Here is a 21,974-nt window from a genome sequence, read left to right as displayed (position 1 = left end):
TCCGTTATTTTCGCCGTCTCCGCCCGAAGGTCGCGGGCGCGCTGGTCGCGCCCGCGACCAGCGCGACCAGCGCGACCAGCGCCGCGCCGAGGCCGAATCCGGGAATCTCGCCCTCCGTTTCGGGGGCGGTCGTCTCCGTCCCGACCGAGGTCGCGGTCGGCGACTCGGTCGTCGCGTCCGACATCGGTGCGTCGGTGGTCGAGTCCGTCGTCGTCGTGGGCTCGGTGGCCGAGTCCGTCGTCGTGTCTTCGGTGGTCGAAGTCGCGGTCGTCGCGTCGGCGACCTCCTCGCGGGACTCGGCCATACCGAACTCCGCGGTGACCGACTCGGTTCCGCTCGACGCGAGCGCCGACGACCCGGCGACCGAGAGGTTCGCCTCGTACTCGTCGCGTACGCTGAGTTCGGCCCCGCCGTAGCTGTCGGTGACGTTCGCGTCGGAGAGGTCGGTGACGAGGTAGTAGGTGTCGTTGCGGGCGTCGGGGACGAGGTGGGTCGAGTCGTGTTCTGCGAGGCGAATCTCTTTCGGCGGGACGGAGGGACCGGGGTTTATATGACGGACCTCGAGATTCGCGGCCCCGTCTTCGAGCAGTCCGAAGAACTCGGCGGTGACGTTCGACTCGTTTCGCGCGGCCAGCGCGCCTTCGAGCCCGGACGCTTGGAGTTCGAGGACGAGCGTGCCGTTCCGAGTGACCGCGTCGCTTCGGGTCAGGGTCCCCGCCACCATCGCCGCGTGAAGCTCGGTCCGGTTCGAGAGATTCGCGGACTCGGACGCGACCCACGTCCGCAGTTCGTCGGTGGTTCGTTTGTTCACGGTGAGCCGACTGGCGGTCGTGACCTCGCCGTCGGTCGCGTTTCCGGACCAGAGTTCGAGGTCGTACGTGCCGGTCGCGACCGGCGTCGAGGCGTTCGACCGCTCGCGGACCGCCACGGCGTCCTCACCGGTCGCCTCGAACGTCCCGTCGTACGTGTTGAACCGTACCGTCACTCTGCCGTCACCGTCGGCGTCTCGCGCGGTGACGGTCGCCAAGTGCCGCTCGGCCGGGGAACCGATTCTGAGCGTCGCGGTGTCGGTTTCGGAGAGACGGACACCGACTTCGACCGCGTCGCCGCGCTGTTCGTGGTGAATGGTCGGTTCCGCGAACTCGACGCGCGGGTCGTCAGCGGTCGCGAGCGTCGCGCCGGTCGGTGCGGGGAGTCCGGCGGTCATCGACGTAATCGCTACGATACAGACGAGTAGTCGTCGGTGGAGGGCGGACGACATATATCTGCATTCTAACCAATCTGAGAAGTATCTTCCGCCTCACTCGCCCTCGTGGGGGAGCGACAGCACGACGGCCTCGCCCGACAGCACGCGTTCCTCGTCGGTCTCCGCGACCGTCTCGACCCGAATCCGGTCGTCCCCGAGGTCCTCGACCACGGTGGCGGTCGCGGTCACGGTCTGGCCGGGTCGGACCGGGTTCTCGAAGTCGAGGTCCTGAGAGAGGTAGACGATATCGCCCGGCAGGTCGGCGAGGGCGGCGCTGACGACGCCCGCCGACAGCATCCCGTGGGCGACCCGGCCGCCGAAGAGGGTCTCGCTGGCGTACTCGGCGTCGCGGTGGATGGGGTTGTCGTCGCCGGTGAGGTCGGCGTAGTCGTCGATGAGTCCCTCGGTGACCGTCAGGGTCGCCTCAGCGGTGTCCTCGACAGTTGCGACTGGCATGGTCGAACGTCGGGCCGCGCGGCGAATCAATCCGGGGGTTAACATGTGAAACGGGGTTTTGAAGGCGGGGTCGTCCGTGGGTTCACCCATGCCTTATGCCGACAACGACGGCGTCTCGCTCTCCTACGAGACCGCCGAACCGGTCGATGCCGCCGACGGGGACGCCGAGACGGTCGTCCTCGTGGAGGGGCTCGGCTACGGCCGGTGGATGTGGCGCTGGCAGCGCGACCGACTCCGAGACGAGGGCTACCGGGTCGTGGTGTGGGACAACCGCGGCACCGGCGACTCGGACGCACCCGAGGGGCCCTACACCGTCGCGGAGATGGCGAGCGACCTCGACGCGGTCCTCGATTCGGTCGGGGTCGAGCGCGCCCACGTAATCGGTGCGAGCATGGGCGGGATGATCGCCCAGCGGTACGCCCTCGACTACGACCGCGCCGAGAGCCTCGCCCTGCTCTGCACCTCGCCTGGGGGCGAGGAGGCCGTCGAGACGCCGCCCGAGACCCAGCGGCGGATGTTCGACGTTCCAGCCGATGCCGACGAGCGCGAGGCGATTCGGTACAAGATGAAGCCCGCGATGACCGACGGCTTCTGGGCGGAGAACGACGACCTGATTTCGGACATCGTCGAGTGGCGACTGGAGACCGACGCGCCCGACGAGGCCCGGCAGGCGCAGGCCGCCGGGGTCGCGGCGTTCGACGCGAGCGACCGCCTCGACGAGATTCGGGTTCCGACGCTCGTAGCCCACGGGACGGCCGACCGGGTGTTGCCGGTCGGGAACGCCGACCTGCTCCACCGCGACCTGCCGAACAGCCGCCTCGCGCTCTTCGAGGGGGGCTCGCATCTCTTCTTCATCGAGCGCGCCGACGACGTGAACGACTGCCTCGCGGAGTTCCTGAACGATGCGTAGTCACGACCAGCGCCCCTACGACTGGGTGGGCGCGTGGAGCGAGAAGCGCGCCCGGCTGTCGCCCGACGCGGTGGGGCTGGTGGACGCGACGACCGGCGACCGATACACCTACGCCGAACTGGACCGCCGGGCGAATCGGGTCGCTCGGTTCCTCCGGGAGTCGGGACTCGACCGGGGCGACCGGGTCGCGGTCCTCTCGCGGAACCGCCCCGAACTCGTGGACCTGTTCTTCGCCACCGCCAAGACCGGAAGCGTCCTCGCGCCGCTTTCGCACCGCCTCGCGGCGGCCGAGCTGGTCGAGATGCTGAACAACGTGGAACCGTCACTTCTCGTGGTCGAGGAGCCGTTCGCCGACCTCGCGGGCGACGTGCTCGCCCGCGAGGAGCGGGCGTTCGACTGTTCGGTGGTGACGCTTCCGACCGATTCCTCGGACTCCGAGGAATCGGTCGGTCTCGACCGGGTCGCGTGGCCCGACCGACTCCCCGACGACGACTCGCCGGTCGAGACCGCCGACGTCTCGATGGACGACCCCCACCTGTTCCTCCACACCGGGGGGTCGACGGGCGTCCCGAAGGAGACGGTGCTGACCCACGGTTCGATCCTCTGGAACTCCTTCAACACCATCACGGCGTGGGGACTCCGGCCCGAGGACGTGACGCCGATGGTGTTCCCGATGTTCCACACCGGCGGGTGGAACGTCCTCACGGTGCCCCTCTTCCACCTCGGGGCGACCGTCGTGCTCGCCCGCGAGTTCGAACCGAGCGAGGTCCTCGACCTCGTCGAGTCGGAGGGCGCGACCGTCCTCGTGGCGGTCCCGGCGGTCCTCCGGATGATGGCCGACCACGACGACTGGGCCGACACCGACCTCTCGACCCTGCGATTCGCCAAGTCGGGCGGCGGCCCCTGCCGCGAATCGGTGATGGAGGCGTGGTGGGACCGAGGGGTCGACCTCTCGCAGGGGTACGGCCTGACCGAGTGCGGCCCGAACAACTTCACCATGCCCGACGGGTGGCCGAGGGAGTTGGCCGACAGCGTCGGGGTGCCCGCGATGCACGTCGACGCCCGCGTGGTCGCAGACGACGGCGAGGAACTGCCCGACGGCGAGATCGGCGAACTCGAACTCGCGAGCCCCCACGCCGCCGACCGCTACTGGCGCAACGAGGACGAAAGCGCGGAGACCTTCGGCGATGGCTGGGTCTCGACCGGCGACCTCGCGCGCAGGGACGAGTCGGGCTACTACTACATCGAGGGGCGCAAGAAGCACATGTACGTCTCGGGCGGCGAGAACGTCTATCCCGCCGCGGTCGAGGACCGCATCGCCGACCACCCGAAGGTCGAGGAGGTCGTGGTGGTCCCCGTGCCCGACGAGCAGTGGGGACAGGTCGGCAAGGCGGTCGTGCAGGGCGAGCAGTCGCTGACTCTCGACGAACTCACCGACTTCCTGAAGGACAGGCTCGCGCGGTTCAAACGGCCGCGCCACCTCGCGTTCGTCGAGGAGATGCCGATGTCGGGCCCCTCGAAGATAGACCGGCAGGCGGTCGAGGACGAGTTCGGCGAGGAGTAGCCCGAAACGGGGTCGCGAGCGCGCTCCCGCGGGAGCGCGCTCGCGACCGAGGCTCGCCGGGACGAACCGTTACTCCGCCAGCCGTTCCCTCGCGAACCGCGCGAGAAGCGGGAGGTCCCCGGCGTGGAGCAACTTCGCGATGTCGCGGAGGCTCCCGCTGTTGGCGTCGCTCAGCGAGTCGTAGTCCATCCGCTTGAGGTCGGCCATCAGGGTGTCGTAGCGCTCGTTGCGCGCCAGATACAGGAGTTGGGTCATCAGCAGGCGGGTCCGCATCTTGGGCGCGACCTCCGAGTGCCAGAGTTCGTCGTAGATGGACATCGCCTCCGCGGAGGTGTCGGGGTCGTCGGGCATGAAACACCGGTCTGCGGTCATGGCGGCGGCCCGCCCCGACTTCATCCCCTTGTGGATGCCCTCGCCCCAGAGCGGGTCGATGGTCGGGACGGTGTCGCCGACCGCCATGAAGTTGTCCGTGCTGAGGCCGTCGGGCATCTGGATGTGGGCCGACCCGCGGTGGACCTTCCCCGCGATGCGTTCGGCGTCGGCGAACCGCGGGTCGGTGTCGAGCCAGTACTGGAGGTAGTCGTCGATACCCATCCCGTCTTTGGCGTAGTCGCGGTGGGCGTCGTTCTGGATGTAGCAGAGGCCGACCTTCGCGGTGTCCTCGCCGGTGTGGAATATCCACGAGTAGCCCCCCGGCGCGATGTCGTGGTCGAGCCGCAACATCATCGCGTCGTGGAGGTCGGCGTACCCCTCGGCGTCGATGTCGATGCCCTCCAGTTCGTACTCGATGCCGATGGCCTGATGCTTGCGTTCGAGGTCGACCACGTCGAGTTTCTTCGCCAGCGGCGCGGCGGGACCGGTCGCGTCAACGACGATGTCGGCGTACACCTCCTGGCCGCCGCCGTACTCGACGCCGATTATCTCGCCGTCCTCGGTCACGGGCTTGGAGACCCTAGCGTCGAACCAGTACTCCGCGCCCTCCTCGCGGCCGTCGGCCACCAGCCAGCGCTTGAAGTCGGCGAACTCCAGCACCGCGCCGGGTTGGTGCTGGACGAAGTGGTCGGTGGGCGATTCGAGCACCACGCTGTCGGTGTACTGCATCACCACGTCGTCGGGCACGCCGAACGCCGACATCATGGAGGGGAAGGTCCCCGCGGTCGACTTGTTGCTCTGGCGCGGGAACTCGTCTTCGGGTTCGGTCTCGAGGACGACCACGTCGTAGCCCCGCGTGGCGAGGTCCCGAGCGCACTGCGCGCCCGCGGGACCCGCACCCGCGACGATAACGTCGAAGCGGTCGGTCATGGCCGACTCCCTCGGTTCCGGTTCGTTCGTCGGCGCTCCCGGCCGGTCGGTCCCGTCAGTCGCCGACCCCGCCGATAGTTCCGCAGAGTCCGTCGGAGTCGGGCGCTCCGCGCGGGAGCGTCCCGGCCGAACGCGGTCCCCGTCCCGGCCCCGACGAGAGTGTCATATTCGTCCGCAGTCATCTCTACTGCGGGTTGACGCCACTCCCATAAAAAACGGACGCAAACGCGCTCAAATCGGCATTCTGTTGGCACAACGCGGGCAAAAGGACCGTGACATAACACGTCGGGGACGGGCGAGTAAGACGGTCCGGCGCGGACCCGGCGACGGGACTCGCGCGCCGCGCGGCGCGCGAGTCCCGTCTCGGTGGCGGTCACTTTCGGCGGCGGTCACTTCGCTCTCGTCACGAGGAGTCGAGCGAGGCCCACGAGCGCGACGACGGCGGCGGCCACGACCGCCATCCAGACGGGGTCCGGAGAGCCCGACGGTTGCACGCCAGAAGATGGGTCCCGCCGTTCCGTCGATCTTTCGCGGGTGCGGAGAAACGCGGTCGGTCGGAGACCGAATCGCTCAGTAGAACTCCCGAACGAGGTCCATCGCGCCCTCGGTTGTGCGGCCCGGGTTGGTACCGAAGGCCGCGTTCGAAGGAGTGGAAGGGGAAGCGAGCGGCTTCCGCCGCCCCAACAACGAGCTATTATTTCAGTTCACTGTAGAAAATTATATATTTATATACATTTGGATTATAATTGCGATGTCAAGAAAGACCGAAGGAAGTGGTTTTGGTTGCGAAAACATGGATCGGCGTGAGATACTGAGTGCCGTCGGGGCGGCTGGCGTCGGTACAATTGGTTTGTCCACCATCGGTACCGCACAGAGCGATCCCCTCAGCGGAAAGTTCGCTGAGATTGATTACGCACTTCGACGTGAGAAACTCGGCGATACGTCTTCGCCACTTACTATGGAGACCAAAGAGGTATCAAAAGACTGGTATCAATCACTTAGGAAAGCAGAACAGATTCGGGAACAGACCAACTTCGAATCAAGAAGTTACGTCACCGAAGTTGATCTGATACCGCCAAAACACGGTGGGTCCGGCCCAAAAATCGAAGTCGGAATACTCCAGAATACCGAAAAGACGGCCGGTCCTGAACTTCCATCCAGTCAAAAAGCGCGCGAGGAAATCCCTGCTGAGATAGACGGGGTACCGGTAGATGTTCACGAAACCGGTAGTTTCGAACTTGGTTGTTACGAGACTGACTACGGCGAGTATGTTCCTACAGGTGCCGAAATGGAAGCTGGCTACAATGACACGCATTGTACCATGGGCGCACCGTTGCACAAGGACGGCAAAATGTATTTCTCTACTTGCCAACACATATTTTATAAAGACGATCCGCTGACGAGAAAGTTGTACAATCAAGATGAGGACGAAGCTATCGGTGACGTGGTGGACCAACATTGCAGAGACGACTTTGTCGCTGCCGAACCAATAAACGGTCACGAACCGACGTATTCGCTCGCCGACTCCAATGGCACCACGACTGACCTGACCATCGTGAAGCAGTTTACGAAAGACGCGTTGCAAGACAAGATCGCCAACGACGAGAATCTGACCAAGCGAGGAATCACAACATGCGAAACGTCGGGGAAGATCCGGTCTGCAAATGGATACATCGGATACATTCAAGATGGGTGTAGTGATCGAAATCACCGATTGAAGTGGGGTAAAAGCGGAGACTTCGACGACGGTGACAGCGGTTCAATTGCGTACCAACAAGTAGGACATGATCAGGTCGGGGTAGCCGGAACGTGCAACGGCCGTGACCCTGCTGCAAACGGACGTGTGTTCGGCGCATCGGCATGGTGGATTGAGGATAACCACGGATATACCTACGTTTAAACGCTTCACATCTATTTTTGTACTATGTAACGAACGTACGCTATTTCGCCGAGGACATAAGTTGGTGGTCTGTCATATAGTTATTGTGGGGTCTATTTATAAAACAGCCACTGAAAGGTATGGTTTATTAACGGTTGGTAGCTTCCGACAGGGTCACTCGAAACATCCACCCAATAGCGAAGCCAAGCGTCCCAAATATAAGACCACCTACAAGACTTCCAACAGCAATCAATCCAGCTAGTTCTACTAACTCTGGTGGCGACTCAGTGATTCCGATTCCACCGTAGTTCGCGGTTACTCCTATCAACGCTGCCGCCGCAATCGTCCAACTCACCAACAGGCCTTCGTTTGAGTACGCTTGGACAGCAATTACGGACACCAACAGTGCGGCGAACCCTTCCCACCAGAGTACCGAATGGAACTCCGGAAAGTCGAGCGTTTTTATCGCCGCGAAATAGCTGATAGAAGCGACGAGAAGCGCAACTGCACCGAGACCCCACATTTTCGTCATCTCCGTATCGACTCCGATGAAGAAGGTACGATTGTCTCGCACGTTCATATTACATAGTGTTGTTCAGTCTATAAATATTTTCGGTGGTTTACGTCTTGTAATTCGGCTACTGATTGAAACCAACTGTTTACTCAATACTACGCAGACTATTGCTCTAAATGAACGAAGACTGTACTTTGTTTCGAAGCCGAGAACGACTGAAAATTCACTAAAAGAACTACGGTATCAGTAGAACTCCCGAACGAGGTCCATCGCGCCCTCGGGCGCGCCGTCCGGGATGTCGGCCATGTTGCTATCGAGGCCGTGGAGTTCCGAGTAGGGGACGCTCTCCTCGTTCTGGTAGAGGATGCCCTGATACTCCTTGTCGGCGTCGAGGATTTTGTCCTTCGCGGCGTCGCGGTCGGTCGGGTCGTGGTCCTCGTCTTCGAGGTCCACGATGGAGTCCCGGAAGTAGTCGTAGGTGTCCACGTCGTTGAACGTCACGCAGGGGCTGAAGACGTTGACGAAGCCGAAGCCGTCGTGCTCGATGGCCTGCTTGACGATTTCGGTGTGTCGCTGGGCGTCCGTGGAGAACGACTGGGCGATGAAGCTCCCGCCCGCCGAGAGGGCGAGCGCGAGGGGGTTGACCGGCGGCTGTTTCGGTCCCTCGGGGGTCGTGCTGGTCTCGAAGTCCTCCCGCGAGGTCGGGGAGGCCTGCCCCTTGGTCAGGCCGTAGATGCGGTTGTCCATCACCACGTAGGTCATGTCGACGTTCCGGCGGACCGCGTGGACGAAGTGGCCCGCGCCGATGGAGTAGCCGTCGCCGTCGCCGCCCGCGACCATCACTTCGAGGTCGGGGTTGGCGAGTTTGACACCCGTGCCCACCGGGAGCGCCCGGCCGTGGACGCCGTGGAGCGCGTAGCTGTGCATGAAGGTGCCGATCTTGCCGGAACAGCCGATACCCGCGACCACGAACGTGTCGTCGGGGCTGTTGCCGGTCTCGGCCAGCGCCTTCATCATGCCGTTCATCGTACCGAAGTCCCCGCATCCGGGGCACCACGTCGGCTGCTTGTCGGATTTGAAGTCGGTGAATCGTACCTCGGAACTCATGCTCTAACCTCCTCGGCTTCGAGTCGCTCTTTGATGTCGTCTGCCAGCTCGTCGGCCTTGAACCGCACGCCGTTGTACTTGTTGACGCGCTTCAGACGGGTGAGCGCGTCACGTTCGAGCAGGTTGGCGAACTGCCCGGTCTCGTTGCACTCGACCACGATGACCTCGTCGGCGGCCTCGATGTCGTCGCTGAGGTCGGGCCGCGGGAAGATGTACGGTACCGAGAGGAACCGAACGTCGATGCCGTCGTCTTCGAGGAACCCGAGGGCCTCGCGCATCGCGCCCTCGTTCGACCCCCACGAGATGACGAGGTTGTCGGCGTCGGGATTTCCGAACTCCCGGACCTCCCAGTCCTCCTCCTCGCGGGCGGTCTCGACCTTCCGGTTGCGCTTGTCGACCTGCTCGACGCGAACCTCGGTGTCCTCGGTCCGGCGACCGAGCGAGTTGTGTTCGAGGCCGGTCGACATGTGGGCCGCGCCGTCGGTGCCGGGGAACGCCCGGGGGCTGATGCCGTCGGCGGTCGGGAAGTGGGGCTGGAACCGGCCCTTCTCGTCGGTCCAGGCCTCGACCTCGTCCTCGTCGACGACCTTCCCGCGGTCGATCTCGACCTCGTCCATGTCGAACTCCTCGGGTTCGAACGTCTGCTCGGTGACCGCCATCGCGAGGTCCGAGACCAGGAAGACCGGCGTCTGGTACTTCTCGGCGAAGTTGAACGCCTCGACGGTCTTGTGGAAGCACTCGGCGATGTTGGTCGGCGCGACCACGAACCGCGGAATCTCGCCGTGACCGCCGTAGAGGGTCATGTTGAGGTCGCCCTGCTCCTGCTTGGTCGGCATCCCGGTCGAGGGACCCGAGCGCATCACGTCGCAGATGACCAGCGGCGTCTCGCTCTGGGCGACCAGCCCGAACGTCTCGGTCATCAGGTCGATGCCCGGCCCGGAGGTCGCGGTCATCGAGCGCGCTCCGGCGCGGGCCGCGCCCAGCGCCATGTTGATGGCCGAGAGCTCGTCTTCGGCCTGAACGACCTCGCCGCCGAACCGCTCGATGCGGCCGGTGAGGTACTCCATCACGTCGGTCGCGGGGGTGATCGGGTATCCGGCGTAGAACCGACAGCCAGCCGCGATGGCCCCCATCCCGATTGCCTCGTCGCCGTTGAGCAGGACGTAGTCGTTGTCGGTCGTGTCGAGGTCGTAGTCGAACTCGTGGTCGTACTCCTCGGCCACGTACTCCTGGCCCTTCCGGGCGGCCTGCTTGTTGTTCTCGACGAGCGACTCACCCTTGCTACCGAACTTCTTCTCCAGCGCGGAGTCGAGGTTCTCGATGGGGAAGTTCGTCACCTCGCACGCCGCGCCGAGCGCGACGACGTTCTGCATGATGGCTCCCCCAGCCTCCTCGGCGAGGCCTTGGAGCGGAACGTCGAGGCCGATCATCCCCTCGGGCACCTCGACGTCCTGCATCTCGGTGCGCTCGCCGTCGTAGATGATGACGCTCCCCTCGTGGAGTTCGTCCATGTTCTCGTCGATGGTGCGCTCGGTCAGCGCGACGAGAATGTCGAGTCGGTCCACGACGCTCTGGACGCGGTCGGTCGAGCTACGGATTTTGTACGCGGTGTACCCCCCGCGGATGCGGGACGCGAAGTCCTTGGAAGTGAATACGTGTCGTCCCGCGCGCGAGAGCGCTTGCGCGAAGATCTTCCCCGTCGAGTCGATCCCATCGCCGGCTTCGCCGCCGATGGCCCAGTTCAGGTCGTCTGGCATTCCTAGCTAAGGCGTAACCCACCCCAAATCAAAAGCCTTCTGAAGCGCCCTTCCCGGCAAGGACTTCCGGCATGCGGATTCGGGGTCGCCGGTCGGAGTCGCAGACTCTTTGGTCGTCCCGGCGCAAGACGGCCCATGGACGGCACGGAAGTCGCGGTTCGCTCTGTCAGGACGGTCGGTTCCGACACGGTCGCGCTCGAACTGGAGACGCCCGAGGGGTTCGACGCCCACCCCGGGCAGTTCGTACAGCTCGCCGCGACCGTGGGGGGCGAGGAGGTCACCCGCCACTACACCCTCTCGTCGCCCGACAGCACCGAGACGTTCGAGGTGACCGTCGAGGTCGACCCCGAGGGGTCGCTCAGTCCCCACCTCGCAGACCTCGAACCCGGCGCGACCGTCGAGGTCGCGGGACCGTTCGGCGACGCCTACTACGAGGGCGAGGACAGCGTGGTCGTCCTCGCGGGCGGGCCGGGCATCGGTCCCGCGGTGGGCATCGGCGAGCGCGCGGTCGCCGAGGGCGGCGACGTGACCGTCGTGTACCGCGACGACGACCCGGCCCACGAGGACCGCCTCGCCGACCTCGCCGCGGAGGGCGCGACGGTCGCCATCACGACCGACGTGTCGAGCGAGGAGGTCGTCGACCTCCTCGCGAACAGCGTGGGACAGGTGTTCGTCTACGGTTTCGCCGACTTCCTCGACGAGGCGACCGCCGCGCTCGACGCCGCGAACCTCTCGGCGGGCGACGCCAAGACCGAGAACTTCGGGCCCGCGCCGTAGGAACCGACTTCACGTCACTCGTTCTCAGTGCTCGACGAACTCCACCAGCGCGCCGCCCGTCGATTTCGGGTGGAGGAACGCGACCTCGTGGCCCCACGCGCCGGGCCGGGGTTCCTCGTCGACGAGCTCGACGCCGCGCTCGCGCGCGGCGTCGAGCGCCGCCTCGATGTCCTCGGTCGCGAGCGCGACGTGGTGGATACCCGGACCGTTCGCGTCGAGATATCGCGAGATGGTGCCGTCTTCGATGGGTTCGAGCAGTTCGAAGTAGCTCTCGCCGAGTTCGAGGAAGACGACTCGCAGGCCGTCGAACTCCTCGCTGTGGGCGACCGGCGCCTCGAACAGGTCTGCGTACAGGTCGGCGAGCGTCTCGGCGTCGTCGGTGGCGATTCCGACGTGGTCGATGTGCATGTTCGAGGGGTCCCCTCGATGGCGTATAGTTCCCGCGGTAGCGCTCCGGATGTGGCGAGCGCCGTCGGCGGGCGACTCGTCGCCCGCCGACGCTCGCCCGCTACGGACACTACCGCTTCGCCAGCGTTTATGACGCTCGTCGCCGTGGCACGGAGCATGAACCCGGAGGACCTCCGCGCCGACATCCCTGTTCTCGACCGGACCGCCTACATGAACACCGGAGCCGCGGGACCGAGCCCGACCCGCGTCGTCGAGGCGGGCGAGGACTGTCTCGAACGCCACGAGTACGACGCGCCCGTCGAGGAGGGGATGTACCCCGCCGCGTTCGAGACCTTCGACCGGACGCGCGAGGCGGTGGCCGACCACCTCGGCGCGACCCCCGAGGAGGTCGCGCTCACCCAGAGCACGACCGACGGCATCAACCGAATCGCGGCCGGGCTCGACTGGGAGCCCGGCGACAGGGTCGTCAGGACAGACCTCGAACACTCCTCGGGCATCCTGCCGTGGAAGCGCCTCGCGCGCCACGGCGTCGAGACCGAAGTCGTCGAGAGCGAGGCCGGGCGCATCGACGCCGACGCCTTCGCCGAGGCGGTCGAGGGCGCGAAGCTGGTCTGTCTCAGCGCGCTGACGTGGACCCATGGCACCCTCCTCCCGGTCCGGGAACTGACCGAGATCGCCCACGACGCGGGCGCGTTAGTTCTCGTGGACGCGGTCCAGTGCCCCGGACAGATGCCGGTGGACGTTCACGAGTGGGGCGCGGACTTCTTCGCTGGCGCGGGCCACAAGTGGTTGCTGGGCCCCTTCGGCGCGGGCTTTCTGCATGTGAGCCCGGGCGCGGAGGCCCGCCTCGAACCCGCCCACATCGGCTACCGGAGCGTCGAGGACCCCAACGCCGAGGAGTACGCCTACGAGCCCGGCGCGCACCGACTGGAGGTGGGGACGGTCTCGCCCGTTCCCTACGCCGGACTCCGGGAGGCGATTCACCTCATCGAGGAAATCGGCTACGATACCATCGAGGGGCGAATCGAGCGATTGACCGACCGACTCAAGCAGGGTATCGTGGAATCGGACGAGGCCCACCTGCTGAGCCCCCGCGAGTACGAATCCGGACTGGTGAGTTTCGTGGTTGACGACCCCGAGGCGACCGTCGAGCGACTGGCCGAGGAGGGCGTTCGGATTCGGGACCTTCCGTATCCTGATGGTGTGGTTCGGGCTTCTATTCATGTGTTTAATACGGAGGGTGACGTGGACGAACTCGTTGATCGACTTTGACGCGTCAGGCGGAGCATTCACGCGGGAAAATCGGTTCGCGGGCGATACGTCTCCAGTACTCAGTAATCGGACGGGCGTCTAGCAGCCGTCGTTCCACTTGTCGCAGACAATGAGCGGATTGAATACGAACATTCTCTCACCTCCGCCTTTTCTGTATTCTCCAAGAATATAAATTACTATTTGACTATATTAGTATTTTTACCGCGCGTCGGTTTTTTTATTCGCGCCACTCCGATTCGCTACACCGCCGTTCCGGGCTGATATTCCCCGAACGTTTCCCGAAGCACGTTACAAATCTCACCGACAGTCGCGTACGCTTTCACCGCCGACACGATGTAGGGCATCACGTTCTCCTCGCCCTCGGCGGCCTCCCGGAGCGCCGCGAGTCTGGCCTCGACTTCCTCGTCGTCGCGGTCGTCCTTCACGGCGTTCAGGCGGTCGATCTGCTTCTGCTCTTCCTCCGCGGTGACCTCCTGGATGTCGACCTCCGGTTCCTCGTCGACCTCGAACTCGTTGACGCCGACGATGACGCGCTCGCCCTCCTCGACCTCGCGCTGGCGCTCGTAGGCGACGTCCTGAATCTGGCGCTGGACCCACTGGTCCTCGATGGCCCGGCGCATCCCGCCCTTCTCGTCGACGGTGTCGAGGATGTCGAACGCCTCGGCTTCGAGGTCGTCGGTGAGGCTCTCGACGTAGTAGCTCCCGGCGAGGGGGTCGATGGTGTCTGCCGCGCCCGACTCGTGGGCGAGTATCTGCTGGGTCCGGAGGGCGGTCCGGACGCTCTCCTCGGTGGGGAGCGCCAGCGCCTCGTCCTTGCCGTTGGTGTGGAGGCTCTGGGTGCCGCCCAGCACCGCCGCGAGCGCCTGGTAGGCCACCCGGACGATGTTGTTGTCGACCTGCTGGGCCGTGAGCGTGGAGCCAGCGGTCTGGGTGTGGAACTTGAGCTGTTTGCTCTTGGGATTCTCCGCGCCGAAGCGCTCGTCCATGATCTTCGCCCACATCCGGCGGGCCGCGCGGAACTTCGCGACCTCTTCGAGGATGTTGTTGTGCGCGTTGAAGAAGAACGAGAGCTGGGGGGCGAACTCGTCCACGTCGAGGCCCGCGTCGGTCGCGGCCTCGACGTACTCGATGCCGTTGCCGAGCGTGAACGCGAGCTCCTGGGCGGCGGTCGCGCCCGCCTCGCGGACGTGGTAGCCCGAGATGGAGATGGTGTTGAACTTCGGGGTCTCGGCAGCGCAGAACTCGAAGATGTCGGTGATGACCCGCATCGAGGGCTCGGGCGGGTAGATGTAGGTGTTGCGCGCGATGTACTCCTTGAGGAGGTCGTTCTGGATGGTGCCTCGGAGCTGCTCGCGGTCGACGCCCTGCTTGTCGCCGACCGCGATGTACATCGCCAGCAGGACCGAGGCGGGCGCGTTGATGGTCATCGAGGTGCTGACCTCGTCCAACGGAATGCCGTCGAAGACGGTCTCCATGTCGTGTAGCGAGTCGATGGCGACCCCCGATTTCCCCACCTCGCCCGCGGCCATCCCGGCGTCGGAGTCGTAGCCCATCTGGGTCGGCAGGTCGAACGCCATCGAGAGCCCCGACGACCCGTTCTCGATGAGGTACTCGAAGCGCTCGTTGGTCTCCTCGGGCGTGCCGAACCCGGCGTACTGGCGCATGGTCCAGAGCCGCCCGCGGTGCATCGTCGAGTAGGGCCCGCGGGTGTAGGGCTCCTCGCCGGGGAACCCGAGGTCCTCCTCGTAGTCGAGGTCGGCCACGTCCTCGGGCGTGTAGAGGCGCTCGACCTCCTGACCGCCGGTGTCGGTGGTGAACTGCTCCTTGCGCTCGCCGAACCGCTCGACCGTGGGCCCGACCGTCTCCTCGTCCCACTCCTCGCGCGCCTCGCGTATCTCTTCGAGGTCGTCGGCGTCGAACATTATCTAGGTCGTCGGGCGGGGCGCTCTTAACGATTGGCGGATTGGGTCGGAGGGATTCGGAGTGTCGCCCGGCGACGCGTTCCACCGCGAATCGCGCCGATGACACTTTGGTCGGGTGGGACTGAAAGGGGCCGCCCGCTCGCGTGCAGTTCAGTCGCCTCAGCGACCCCTATCCGCGGCGGGCTGTGCGGAGAGCCGCGGATATGTCGCTGAGCGACCGCGAGCGGGCGGGGGCTTTCTGGGCGTTCATCACGTTGGTTTCTACTCCTCGAATCCGCGGTCGAACTCCCTCTGTTAGTAAACCGGTTCTCACCCACCAGTATCGTACTTGTAGGTCGCGCTGTCGGGGTCGATGCCGAAGTCCTCGGCCGACTCCTCGGGTTCGGTCTCCTCCTCGGAGGGGCGAGCGCCCTTGAACCGCTCGCGGAGGCGGTCGGGCATCTCGAACGACTCGACGTCGATGGCCATCCCGACCGCGTCGGGGTCGAGTCGCTCGCGCTTGGTTTCGAGTCGGTCGCGGAGTCGCTCGGGCAGGTCGGCGGTCTCGACGCCCTCGAAGCCGAACTGCGCGAGGTAGTCGGTCGCGCTCGTCAGCGAGTACACCGACTCGAACCCCTGGTCGCGGGCGTGTTCGACGAGTCGCTCGACTACGTGCGCGCCGACGCCCTGGCGTCGCCACTCCTCCAGCACGCCGATGCTGGTGAGCTCGCAGTACTCGCCGTCGTCGGTCTTGTGGATGCGGATGCGGCCGAACCCGGCCTTCTCGCCCGACTGCTCGTCGATGGCGACCACGTAGTCGCGCGAGCGGAACGCGGTGTCGTCGAGTTCCATCGCCTCGATGTGGTCCAACAGCCACACCTCCTCTCTGTTCTTCGCGTCCCGGACGTACATGGGTGTGCGTTAGCTGTCAGAGGGTAAAAAGCTGTGGCGCTCGGGAACGCGGAACAGGGCGGTTTCGGCGAACCGGGGGTCGGCGACCCCCGGTTCGCCGACGCGCCCGACGAGCCTCACAGCCCGCCGGTCACCTCGTCCAGTCGGTTCACCACCTTCTGGAGGTCGGCGCTGTCCTCTATCGAGTCCCGGACGCGCTCGCGGTGGCGGACCTCCGCGGCGCTCGCGCCGTAGGCCCGGACGTACTCCGCGCGCGAGTGCTCGTCGAACGCGTGGCGGATGGCGAAGTAGCCGTCGGGGACCACCGACCCGCAGACCTTGCACTCGCGGCGCTTGTGGTCGGTCGTCTGGTGGACGATGGCCTCCTCCACGTCGTCGAACTGCTCGCCGCAACCGTCGATGGCGCACTCCCAGTCGGTCATGGACGGGTGGTCGAAGTCCCGCGATAAGGACCTTTCGGGCGGCCCCCGCGGCGAACCGCGCCCAGTACAGTTCAGTACGGATCAGTGTACTCCAGTACACCCAGTACAAATCAGTACATTCCAGTACATAACGGTTTCAGCCGGTGAGACGCCCTCGCGCTCGGGGCTCTCGTTCGGGTGAATCGGAGCCCTCCCGAGGGCGTCTCAGACCTCACTCCAGAACGTCGGGGACCTCGCCCAGCGACGCGACGGTCGCGTCGGCGCGACCGTCGCGGTCGGCCGAGGCGTCACCGTCGACGAGGTGGACGCCCGTGAACCCGGCCCCCTGCGCGGGCACCACGTCGCGCTCCAAGTCGTCGGCGACGAAGGCGTACTCGTCGGCCGGAATCGACTCCCTCGCGGCCGCGAATATCTCGGGGTCGGGCTTGCTCGCGCCCACGTCGCCCGAGACGACCACCGCGTCGAAGTACTCCTCGAGGTCGTGGTGGGCCAGCTTCGGGCGTTGGACACCGGTCGCGCCGTTGGTCACCACGCCGAGTTGGCAGTCGAGCGCGTCGAGCGCCTCGCGTGCTCCGGCCGCGAGTTCGGTCGCGCCGACCTCGCGGTCGACGTAGGCCGCCGCCAGTTCCTCGAAGTCGGGAACGATGTCGAACTCGGCGCAGAGGTCGGCCATCGCGGCGCGGTACGGCTCGGGGTGACAGTCGTCGAGGTGCTCGAAGAGAATCTCGACGAAGTGGTCGTGGTACTCGGGGTCGGGACTCACGCCCGCGTCCGACAGCGCCGCCTCGAAGACGGCCTCGAAGTCGTCGGGGAGCTCGACCAGCGTGCCGTCGAGGTCGAAGAACACTGCTCGCATGTGTGACCGATTCGCGGGGGGCCGTGAAAAATGTCGGGTTCGGTGATGGGTCGGCGTCGCCGGACGCGGTCGCGCGACCGCGTCCGGCGACGACTTTTCGAATCAGAATCGTTAACACCGACCTGCGGGAACGTCGAACCGAATGGACGGCGAGTCGTTTCGCGCGGACCTCCATGTGAAGGTGCTCGACGAGAGCGTGGTCGCGCGGGCGAAGGCCCGCGGACTCGACGCGCTGGTCTATGCACCCCACTTCACCCGCCTGCCGGAGATTCGCGAGCGCGCGGCCCGGTTCTCCGACGACGACCTGCTCGTGGTGCCCGGTCGCGAGGTGTTCACCGGAACGTGGCGCAATCGCAAGCACGTCCTCGCGGTCGGCCTCGACGACCCGGTTCCCGACTTCGTCTCGCTCGACGACGCGCTGGCGGAGTTCGCCCGACAGGACGCCGCGGTGCTGGTCCCCCATCCCGAGTTCCTCAACGTCGGTCTCGGGGGCGAGGACCTCCGGCGCTATCGCGACGAAATCGACGCTGTCGAGACGTACAACCCCAAGCACTGGCCCCACCACGACCGCCGGGCGCGCGAACTCGCCAGCGACCTCGACCTCCCGGCGTTCACCTCGTCGTACGCCCACCTCCGCGGGACGGTCGGCGAGGCCTGGACCGAGTTCGAGGGGTCGTTCGACTCGGCGGCCGACCTCGCCGCGGCGCTCAGGTCGGGGGTCGAGCGCCGGGTGGTCCGCCGGTCGGGGTGGAGCCACCGACTCCGCTGTGGCGCGGAGTTCGCCCACCTCGGGTGGGAGAACTCCTACGAGAAGGTAGACCGCATCCTGCTCTCGGGGACGGAACCGACCCACCCGGACCACGTCGCCTACGACGGCCGGTTCGAGTGCGTGTACTAGGCGAGCGACCCCACGACCGTCGTGAGGTCCTGGACCCGGAACGGGAGGTCGAGGTGGACCACGGCGGCGATGACCGCGAGTTCGAGGCCGGTCACCGCGACCGTCACGCCGGTCGCCCACTTGCTGGAGACCGCCACGCCGACCGGGAGGCCGTACTCCTTGCTGTAGGGGTAGAACAGCGCGATGCCGCGCTTGCTCCCGACCACGTCGAGCACGTAGTGGGTCGCCACGCCGATCCAGACGTAGTTGAGGTTGCCGAAGACCACCGGGTAGGCGTAGACGACCGCCAGCACGGGGAGGTTGTGGAGGGTCTTGCGGTGCTTGCCGAAGGCGGTGTCCACGTCCGGAAAGAGCGCGCCGAGGACGACCGGAACCGACACTTCGGCTATCATCCGGAACGTCGGGACGTCCCCCGACGGGTGGATGATGTACCCGAGACCGATGCTCAGCAGGACCGCGTTCAGGACGTGTCCCTCCTTGTTCATCGCTGGACCTCCGTCATATCAGGGTCCTTACCCGGAGGGGACTCAAGGGTTTCCCTCCGCCTCCGACAAAGGATTTTCTACACCTCTGACAGGAGGTCTTCGAGCGCCTTCCGGGCAATCTGCTCTTTTATCTCCCGGCGGTCGCCGTCGAACTCGTGGCGGGAGACGGTCGCGTACGACTCGCCCGTGCCCCACGCTCCGGCGTAGGCGACCCCGACGAACACGGTCCCGACGGGCTTGTCGTCGCTCCCGCCGGTCGGCCCCGCGATGCCGGTGGTGGACACGCCCCACGTCGTCCCGGCGGCGTCGCGGACCCCGCGGGCCATCTCGCGGGCCACGGGTTCGCTGACCGCGCCGTGTTCGTCGAGGGCCTCGCGCGAGACCCCAAGCTCCCGGAGCTTGGCGTCGTAGGAGTAGGTCACCAGCCCCCGGTCGAAGTAGTCGCTCGACCCGGGGACGTCGGTCAGAAGCGACCCCACCAGTCCCCCGGTGCAGGATTCGGCGACCGCGAGAGTCGCGTCGGACTCTCGCAGGGCGTCTCCGAGTCGCTCCTCGACTGGCGGGTCGTCGGCGTACTCGCGCATGTCCGACCCGACGCACCCCGACCGGATGAATCTGGGGGTGGGTCGCGGGACCGGGTTCGGAACCGTAGCGCGCCGGTGAACCATCCACCGGAATCGCGCCGGTGAACCATCCGACAGGGCGGGACTGAAAGGGGCCGCCCGCTCGCGTACACTTTAGTCGTCTCCGCGGGCAACTATTCTCGCGCGGGCTGTGCGGAGAGCGCGAGAATATCCCGCGGAGCGACCGCGAGCGGGCGGGGGCTTTCGAGGACGAAATCGTGGCGGCTACTGGAACCACGGTTCAGAATCGCGGCCGAGACACCACGCTTTTCCACCCCGACCCCCAACCCGAAGGCATGGCAGACGACGAATCCACCGACGAGTCCGAGAACGCCGAATCCGAGGGAAGCGACGAGGAGAAGTCCTTCCGCGAGCGCGTCGAGGAGATCCGCGAGAAGCGCGCCGAGGAGGGCGAGGGCGACGACGAGCGCCGCGAGAAGATGGAGGAGATGATGGGCGGAGGCGGCCCCGGCGGCATGGGCGGGGGCAACCCCTTCGCGCAGATGATGAGCGGCATGATGGGCGGCGGCCCCGGCGCGGGTGCCGGACCCAGCGCGGGCCCGGGCGGCCGACCCGGCGAGAGCGAGTCCGGCGGCAACGAGGAACTGGTCCGGGAGGTCCGACAGCTTCGGGACGAGGTCCGGGACGCGACCCGACAGCTCCAGCGCATCGCCGACGCGCTCGAAGACTGAGCGCCTCGCGCGGTCTGTAGCCGGTCTCGTTTTTCGCGGCGACGCCCGGTCCCGAGCGGAGAGCGACGCGACTTCCGCGACGAGTGGATTTATTATCGTCAGTCTCTCCATTTCGAATCGTAATAGTGTCCGACTCGGGTGGCACGCTCCGACTCTTCGGGAACCGCGAGTTCGTGGCGCTCGCCAGCACCGCGTTCGCCCGGAGCCAGGCCTACTCGACCATCCTCATCGCGCTGGCGCTGTACGCCGACATGTTCGGGACCTCCAGCACCGTGGAGGGGCTGTTCGGCACCGCGTTCGCGGCGGTCCAGCTGGTCATCGTCCTGCCGCTCGGTCGGTACATCGACCTCAAGGACGCCAAGACGTTCCTGCTCGCGGGACTCGCGCTCAACGTCGGGGTGTTCGTCGGGTTCGCGTTCGTCAGCGCGGTCGAACACGTCATCCTGCTCCGCGCGGTCCAGGGGCTGGGCGCGAGCATGCTCTGGCTGACCGGCACCACGGTCGTCGGCGAGATAAGCCCCGAGGAGTCGCGGGGGCTGTGGATCGGGTCGTACAATCAGGTCGGTGCGTTCTCCAGCCTGTTCGGCGACGTGTTCGGCGGCGCGCTGCTGTTCCTCTACGGCTTCCACGAGACGTACGCCGTCCTCAGCTTCTTCACCGTCTGTGCGTTCGTCTCGGTGTCCGTCTTCCTCCGGGACAACCCCGGCGGGACCGCCGACCCCGAGGAGGCGACGGGCCGGGAGACGCTCAGGGAACTGCTCGGGCGGCGCGCGATTCAGGCGCTCGTGTTCTTCCGCGGGTCGTTCAGCGTGGGCAAGATGGCGGTCATCACCTTCCTGCCCATCTACGCCCGGACCGGATTCGGAATCAACGCCTTCCTCATCGGCGGCATCATGGCCGGGGGAAAGCTCACCAAGGCGCTCACGCAGGGGTGGGTTGGCGACCTGACCGACCGGGTCGGCAACAAGTCGCGGTTCATCCTTGCGGGCGCGCTGGTCTACGCGCTCGGGACCGCGCTCATCCCGCTGGCGGGGTTCGCCGAGGGGGTCGTCCCGAGCGTCACGCTCGCGGCGGCGGGCCGCGAGATGGCCCTTCCCGGGGCCTTCTTCGTGCTGTTCGCGGCCTACGGCGTCCTCGGCATTGGCGACAGCCTCCGGCTTCCGGCGAGCATGTCGCTGTTCGTCGAGGAGGGCGAGTACTTCGACGCGGTGGGAAGCAGTCTCTCGCTTCGCTCCATCGCGTGGAAGGTCGGGCAGGTCGGCGGGCCGGTGTTCGTCGGAGCCATCTGGGACGCCACCTCGGTGCTGGTGGCGTTCTGGACCGCCGCGGGCTTCATCGTGGTCTCGACCGCGGTGTTCGCGTGGATATTCTCGGTCGAGGCCGCGCCCGAGGGCGCAGACGCGGTCGCGGGGGACTGAGCGTGAGCGTCGAGCGCGACCGGAGGTCGCGCTCGACGCTCTGTTCGCGGATGCTCTGTTCGCGGATGCTCTGTTCGCGGATGCTCTGTTCGCGGATGCTCTGTTCGCGGATGCTCTGTTCGCGGATGCTCTGTTCGCGGATGCTCTGTTCGCGGATGCTCTGTTCGCGGATGCTCTGTTCGCGGATGCTCTGTTCGCGGATGCTCTGTTCGCGGATGCTCTGTTCGCGGATGCTCGGCGAGCGCTCGAATCGCGTGAGACGGTAGAAGTCGAACGCGGGGACGCCGATTACGACACCGCGATCTCGTCGGCGCGCTTGATGATTTCGACGGCCTCGGCGTCGACCGACTCGGTGTCGAGCCAGTGGGGGACGTAGTTGCGCTTCTCGAAGTCCTCGCGCTCGTCCTCGGTGCCGATGACACACCAGAGCTGGGGCTCGTCGGGGCCGTGCCACTCGCCCTGCTTGCTGATGGAGAAGACGGTCCGCTCGCCGCCGTCGTACTCGATGACGGCGTTCTTCCGGATACCCGGGTGGCCGTGGATGATGAGCCGCTTCATGCGCGGGGATTCGGAAG

General features: G+C 66.1%; 23 protein-coding genes. 9 read left to right on the top strand and 14 right to left on the bottom strand.

Annotated elements, in window-relative coordinates; translation table 11 throughout:
• Window positions 1-4 precede the first annotated feature (4 nt).
• Window positions 5-1,261 (bottom strand): DUF7827 domain-containing protein, encoded by a 1,257-nt coding sequence (locus tag NGM10_RS04920; RefSeq protein WP_253482409.1) that lies wholly within the window; start codon window positions 1,259-1,261, stop codon window positions 5-7.
• Between the two features lie 39 nt (window positions 1,262-1,300).
• On the bottom strand, window positions 1,301-1,702 hold the full coding sequence (locus NGM10_RS04915; RefSeq protein WP_253482406.1) for a MaoC family dehydratase: 402 nt from the start codon (window positions 1,700-1,702) through the stop codon (window positions 1,301-1,303).
• 88 nt (window positions 1,703-1,790) lie between these two features.
• Between NGM10_RS04915 and NGM10_RS04910 the strand changes: the two genes are divergently transcribed.
• Together NGM10_RS04910 and NGM10_RS04905 are read left to right on the top strand one after the other, a co-directional pair.
• Window positions 1,791-2,612 carry an alpha/beta fold hydrolase gene (locus NGM10_RS04910; protein ID WP_253482403.1) on the top strand — a complete coding sequence of 274 codons (822 nt, stop codon included), beginning with the start codon at window positions 1,791-1,793 and terminating at the stop codon, window positions 2,610-2,612.
• The gene (locus tag NGM10_RS04905; RefSeq protein WP_253482400.1) at window positions 2,605-4,176 is read left to right on the top strand and encodes an AMP-binding protein; all 1,572 of its coding nucleotides are present in this window, start codon (window positions 2,605-2,607) and stop codon (window positions 4,174-4,176) included. The genes NGM10_RS04910 and NGM10_RS04905 overlap by 8 nt, the downstream gene beginning before the upstream one ends.
• Window positions 4,177-4,245: 69 nt before the next feature.
• Here the strand turns inward: NGM10_RS04905 and NGM10_RS04900 are convergent, their stop codons facing one another.
• Window positions 4,246-5,478, bottom strand: a complete 1,233-nt coding sequence (locus tag NGM10_RS04900; RefSeq protein ID WP_253482398.1) for a digeranylgeranylglycerophospholipid reductase — start codon at window positions 5,476-5,478, stop codon at window positions 4,246-4,248.
• A 751-nt stretch (window positions 5,479-6,229) separates the two neighbouring features.
• Between NGM10_RS04900 and NGM10_RS04895 the strand changes: the two genes are divergently transcribed.
• Window positions 6,230-7,378 carry a hypothetical protein gene (locus tag NGM10_RS04895; protein WP_253482396.1) on the top strand — a complete coding sequence of 383 codons (1,149 nt, stop codon included), beginning with the start codon at window positions 6,230-6,232 and terminating at the stop codon, window positions 7,376-7,378.
• 127 nt (window positions 7,379-7,505) lie between these two features.
• Here the strand turns inward: NGM10_RS04895 and NGM10_RS04890 are convergent, their stop codons facing one another.
• From NGM10_RS04890 to NGM10_RS04880, 3 genes are all read right to left on the bottom strand, one after another.
• A complete protein-coding gene (locus NGM10_RS04890; RefSeq protein ID WP_253482394.1) occupies window positions 7,506-7,937 on the bottom strand; it encodes a hypothetical protein in 432 nt (143 codons plus the stop codon).
• 177 nt (window positions 7,938-8,114) lie between these two features.
• On the bottom strand, window positions 8,115-8,978 hold the full coding sequence (locus tag NGM10_RS04885) for a 2-oxoacid:ferredoxin oxidoreductase subunit beta (RefSeq protein WP_253482393.1): 864 nt from the start codon (window positions 8,976-8,978) through the stop codon (window positions 8,115-8,117).
• Window positions 8,975-10,735, bottom strand: coding sequence for a 2-oxoacid:acceptor oxidoreductase subunit alpha (locus NGM10_RS04880; protein ID WP_253482392.1), 1,761 nt, complete (start codon window positions 10,733-10,735; stop codon window positions 8,975-8,977). The genes NGM10_RS04885 and NGM10_RS04880 overlap by 4 nt, the downstream gene beginning before the upstream one ends.
• Window positions 10,736-10,870: 135 nt before the next feature.
• On the opposite strand from NGM10_RS04880, the gene NGM10_RS04875 reads away from it, so the two are divergent.
• Complete coding sequence (locus NGM10_RS04875; RefSeq protein WP_253482391.1) at window positions 10,871-11,512, top strand: ferredoxin--NADP reductase; 642 nt, start codon at window positions 10,871-10,873, stop codon at window positions 11,510-11,512.
• 24 nt (window positions 11,513-11,536) lie between these two features.
• Here NGM10_RS04875 and mce read toward each other — a convergent pair whose 3' ends face one another.
• Window positions 11,537-11,920 (bottom strand): methylmalonyl-CoA epimerase, encoded by a 384-nt coding sequence (gene mce / locus NGM10_RS04870; protein ID WP_253482390.1) that lies wholly within the window; start codon window positions 11,918-11,920, stop codon window positions 11,537-11,539.
• A gap of 156 nt (window positions 11,921-12,076) precedes the next feature.
• Here mce and NGM10_RS04865 point away from each other — a divergent pair, with 156 nt between their 5' ends.
• Window positions 12,077-13,192 (top strand): aminotransferase class V-fold PLP-dependent enzyme, encoded by a 1,116-nt coding sequence (locus tag NGM10_RS04865; RefSeq protein ID WP_253482389.1) that lies wholly within the window; start codon window positions 12,077-12,079, stop codon window positions 13,190-13,192.
• A 239-nt stretch (window positions 13,193-13,431) separates the two neighbouring features.
• Here NGM10_RS04865 and NGM10_RS04860 read toward each other — a convergent pair whose 3' ends face one another.
• The 4 genes from NGM10_RS04860 to NGM10_RS04845 form a co-directional block, all read right to left on the bottom strand.
• Complete coding sequence (locus NGM10_RS04860) at window positions 13,432-15,114, bottom strand: acyl-CoA mutase large subunit family protein (protein WP_253482388.1); 1,683 nt, start codon at window positions 15,112-15,114, stop codon at window positions 13,432-13,434.
• Window positions 15,115-15,423: 309 nt separating this feature from the next.
• Window positions 15,424-16,005, bottom strand: coding sequence for a GNAT family N-acetyltransferase (locus tag NGM10_RS04855; protein ID WP_253482387.1), 582 nt, complete (start codon window positions 16,003-16,005; stop codon window positions 15,424-15,426).
• Between the two features lie 116 nt (window positions 16,006-16,121).
• Window positions 16,122-16,427 carry a DUF7565 family protein gene (locus tag NGM10_RS04850; protein ID WP_253482385.1) on the bottom strand — a complete coding sequence of 102 codons (306 nt, stop codon included), beginning with the start codon at window positions 16,425-16,427 and terminating at the stop codon, window positions 16,122-16,124.
• Window positions 16,428-16,638: 211 nt separating this feature from the next.
• A complete protein-coding gene (locus NGM10_RS04845; protein ID WP_253482383.1) occupies window positions 16,639-17,283 on the bottom strand; it encodes an HAD family hydrolase in 645 nt (214 codons plus the stop codon).
• Window positions 17,284-17,425: 142 nt separating this feature from the next.
• Between NGM10_RS04845 and NGM10_RS04840 the strand changes: the two genes are divergently transcribed.
• Window positions 17,426-18,181 (top strand): PHP domain-containing protein, encoded by a 756-nt coding sequence (locus NGM10_RS04840; protein WP_253482381.1) that lies wholly within the window; start codon window positions 17,426-17,428, stop codon window positions 18,179-18,181.
• On the opposite strand, the gene NGM10_RS04835 is transcribed toward NGM10_RS04840, so the two are convergent.
• Both NGM10_RS04835 and NGM10_RS04830 read right to left on the bottom strand, forming a co-directional pair.
• Entirely contained in the window at window positions 18,178-18,666 is a 489-nt protein-coding gene (locus NGM10_RS04835) for a metal-dependent hydrolase (protein WP_253482379.1), read from the bottom strand. The two genes, NGM10_RS04840 and NGM10_RS04835, sit on opposite strands and share 4 nt — an antisense overlap.
• Window positions 18,667-18,743: 77 nt before the next feature.
• Complete coding sequence (locus tag NGM10_RS04830; RefSeq protein ID WP_253482376.1) at window positions 18,744-19,250, bottom strand: CinA family protein; 507 nt, start codon at window positions 19,248-19,250, stop codon at window positions 18,744-18,746.
• 335 nt (window positions 19,251-19,585) lie between these two features.
• Between NGM10_RS04830 and NGM10_RS04825 the strand changes: the two genes are divergently transcribed.
• The 3 genes from NGM10_RS04825 to NGM10_RS18345 all read left to right on the top strand — a co-directional run bounded on the left by NGM10_RS04825 (window position 19,586) and on the right by NGM10_RS18345 (window position 21,665).
• Window positions 19,586-19,981 carry a hypothetical protein gene (locus NGM10_RS04825; RefSeq protein ID WP_253482374.1) on the top strand — a complete coding sequence of 132 codons (396 nt, stop codon included), beginning with the start codon at window positions 19,586-19,588 and terminating at the stop codon, window positions 19,979-19,981.
• A 122-nt stretch (window positions 19,982-20,103) separates the two neighbouring features.
• Complete coding sequence (locus tag NGM10_RS04820) at window positions 20,104-21,399, top strand: MFS transporter (protein ID WP_368408655.1); 1,296 nt, start codon at window positions 20,104-20,106, stop codon at window positions 21,397-21,399.
• A gap of 2 nt (window positions 21,400-21,401) precedes the next feature.
• On the top strand, window positions 21,402-21,665 hold the full coding sequence (locus NGM10_RS18345) for a hypothetical protein (RefSeq protein WP_253482371.1): 264 nt from the start codon (window positions 21,402-21,404) through the stop codon (window positions 21,663-21,665).
• Between the two features lie 22 nt (window positions 21,666-21,687).
• Here NGM10_RS18345 and NGM10_RS04810 read toward each other — a convergent pair whose 3' ends face one another.
• A complete protein-coding gene (locus NGM10_RS04810) occupies window positions 21,688-21,957 on the bottom strand; it encodes an HAH_0734 family protein (RefSeq protein ID WP_253482369.1) in 270 nt (89 codons plus the stop codon).
• Window positions 21,958-21,974 lie beyond the last annotated feature (17 nt).

The sequence above is a fragment of the Halorussus salilacus genome, from assembly GCF_024138125.1.
GTDB lineage: Archaea > Halobacteriota > Halobacteria > Halobacteriales > Haladaptataceae > Halorussus > Halorussus salilacus.
The sequence above is the reverse complement of the archived record's forward strand: the minus strand, read 5'-3'. Positions and strand labels throughout refer to the sequence as shown.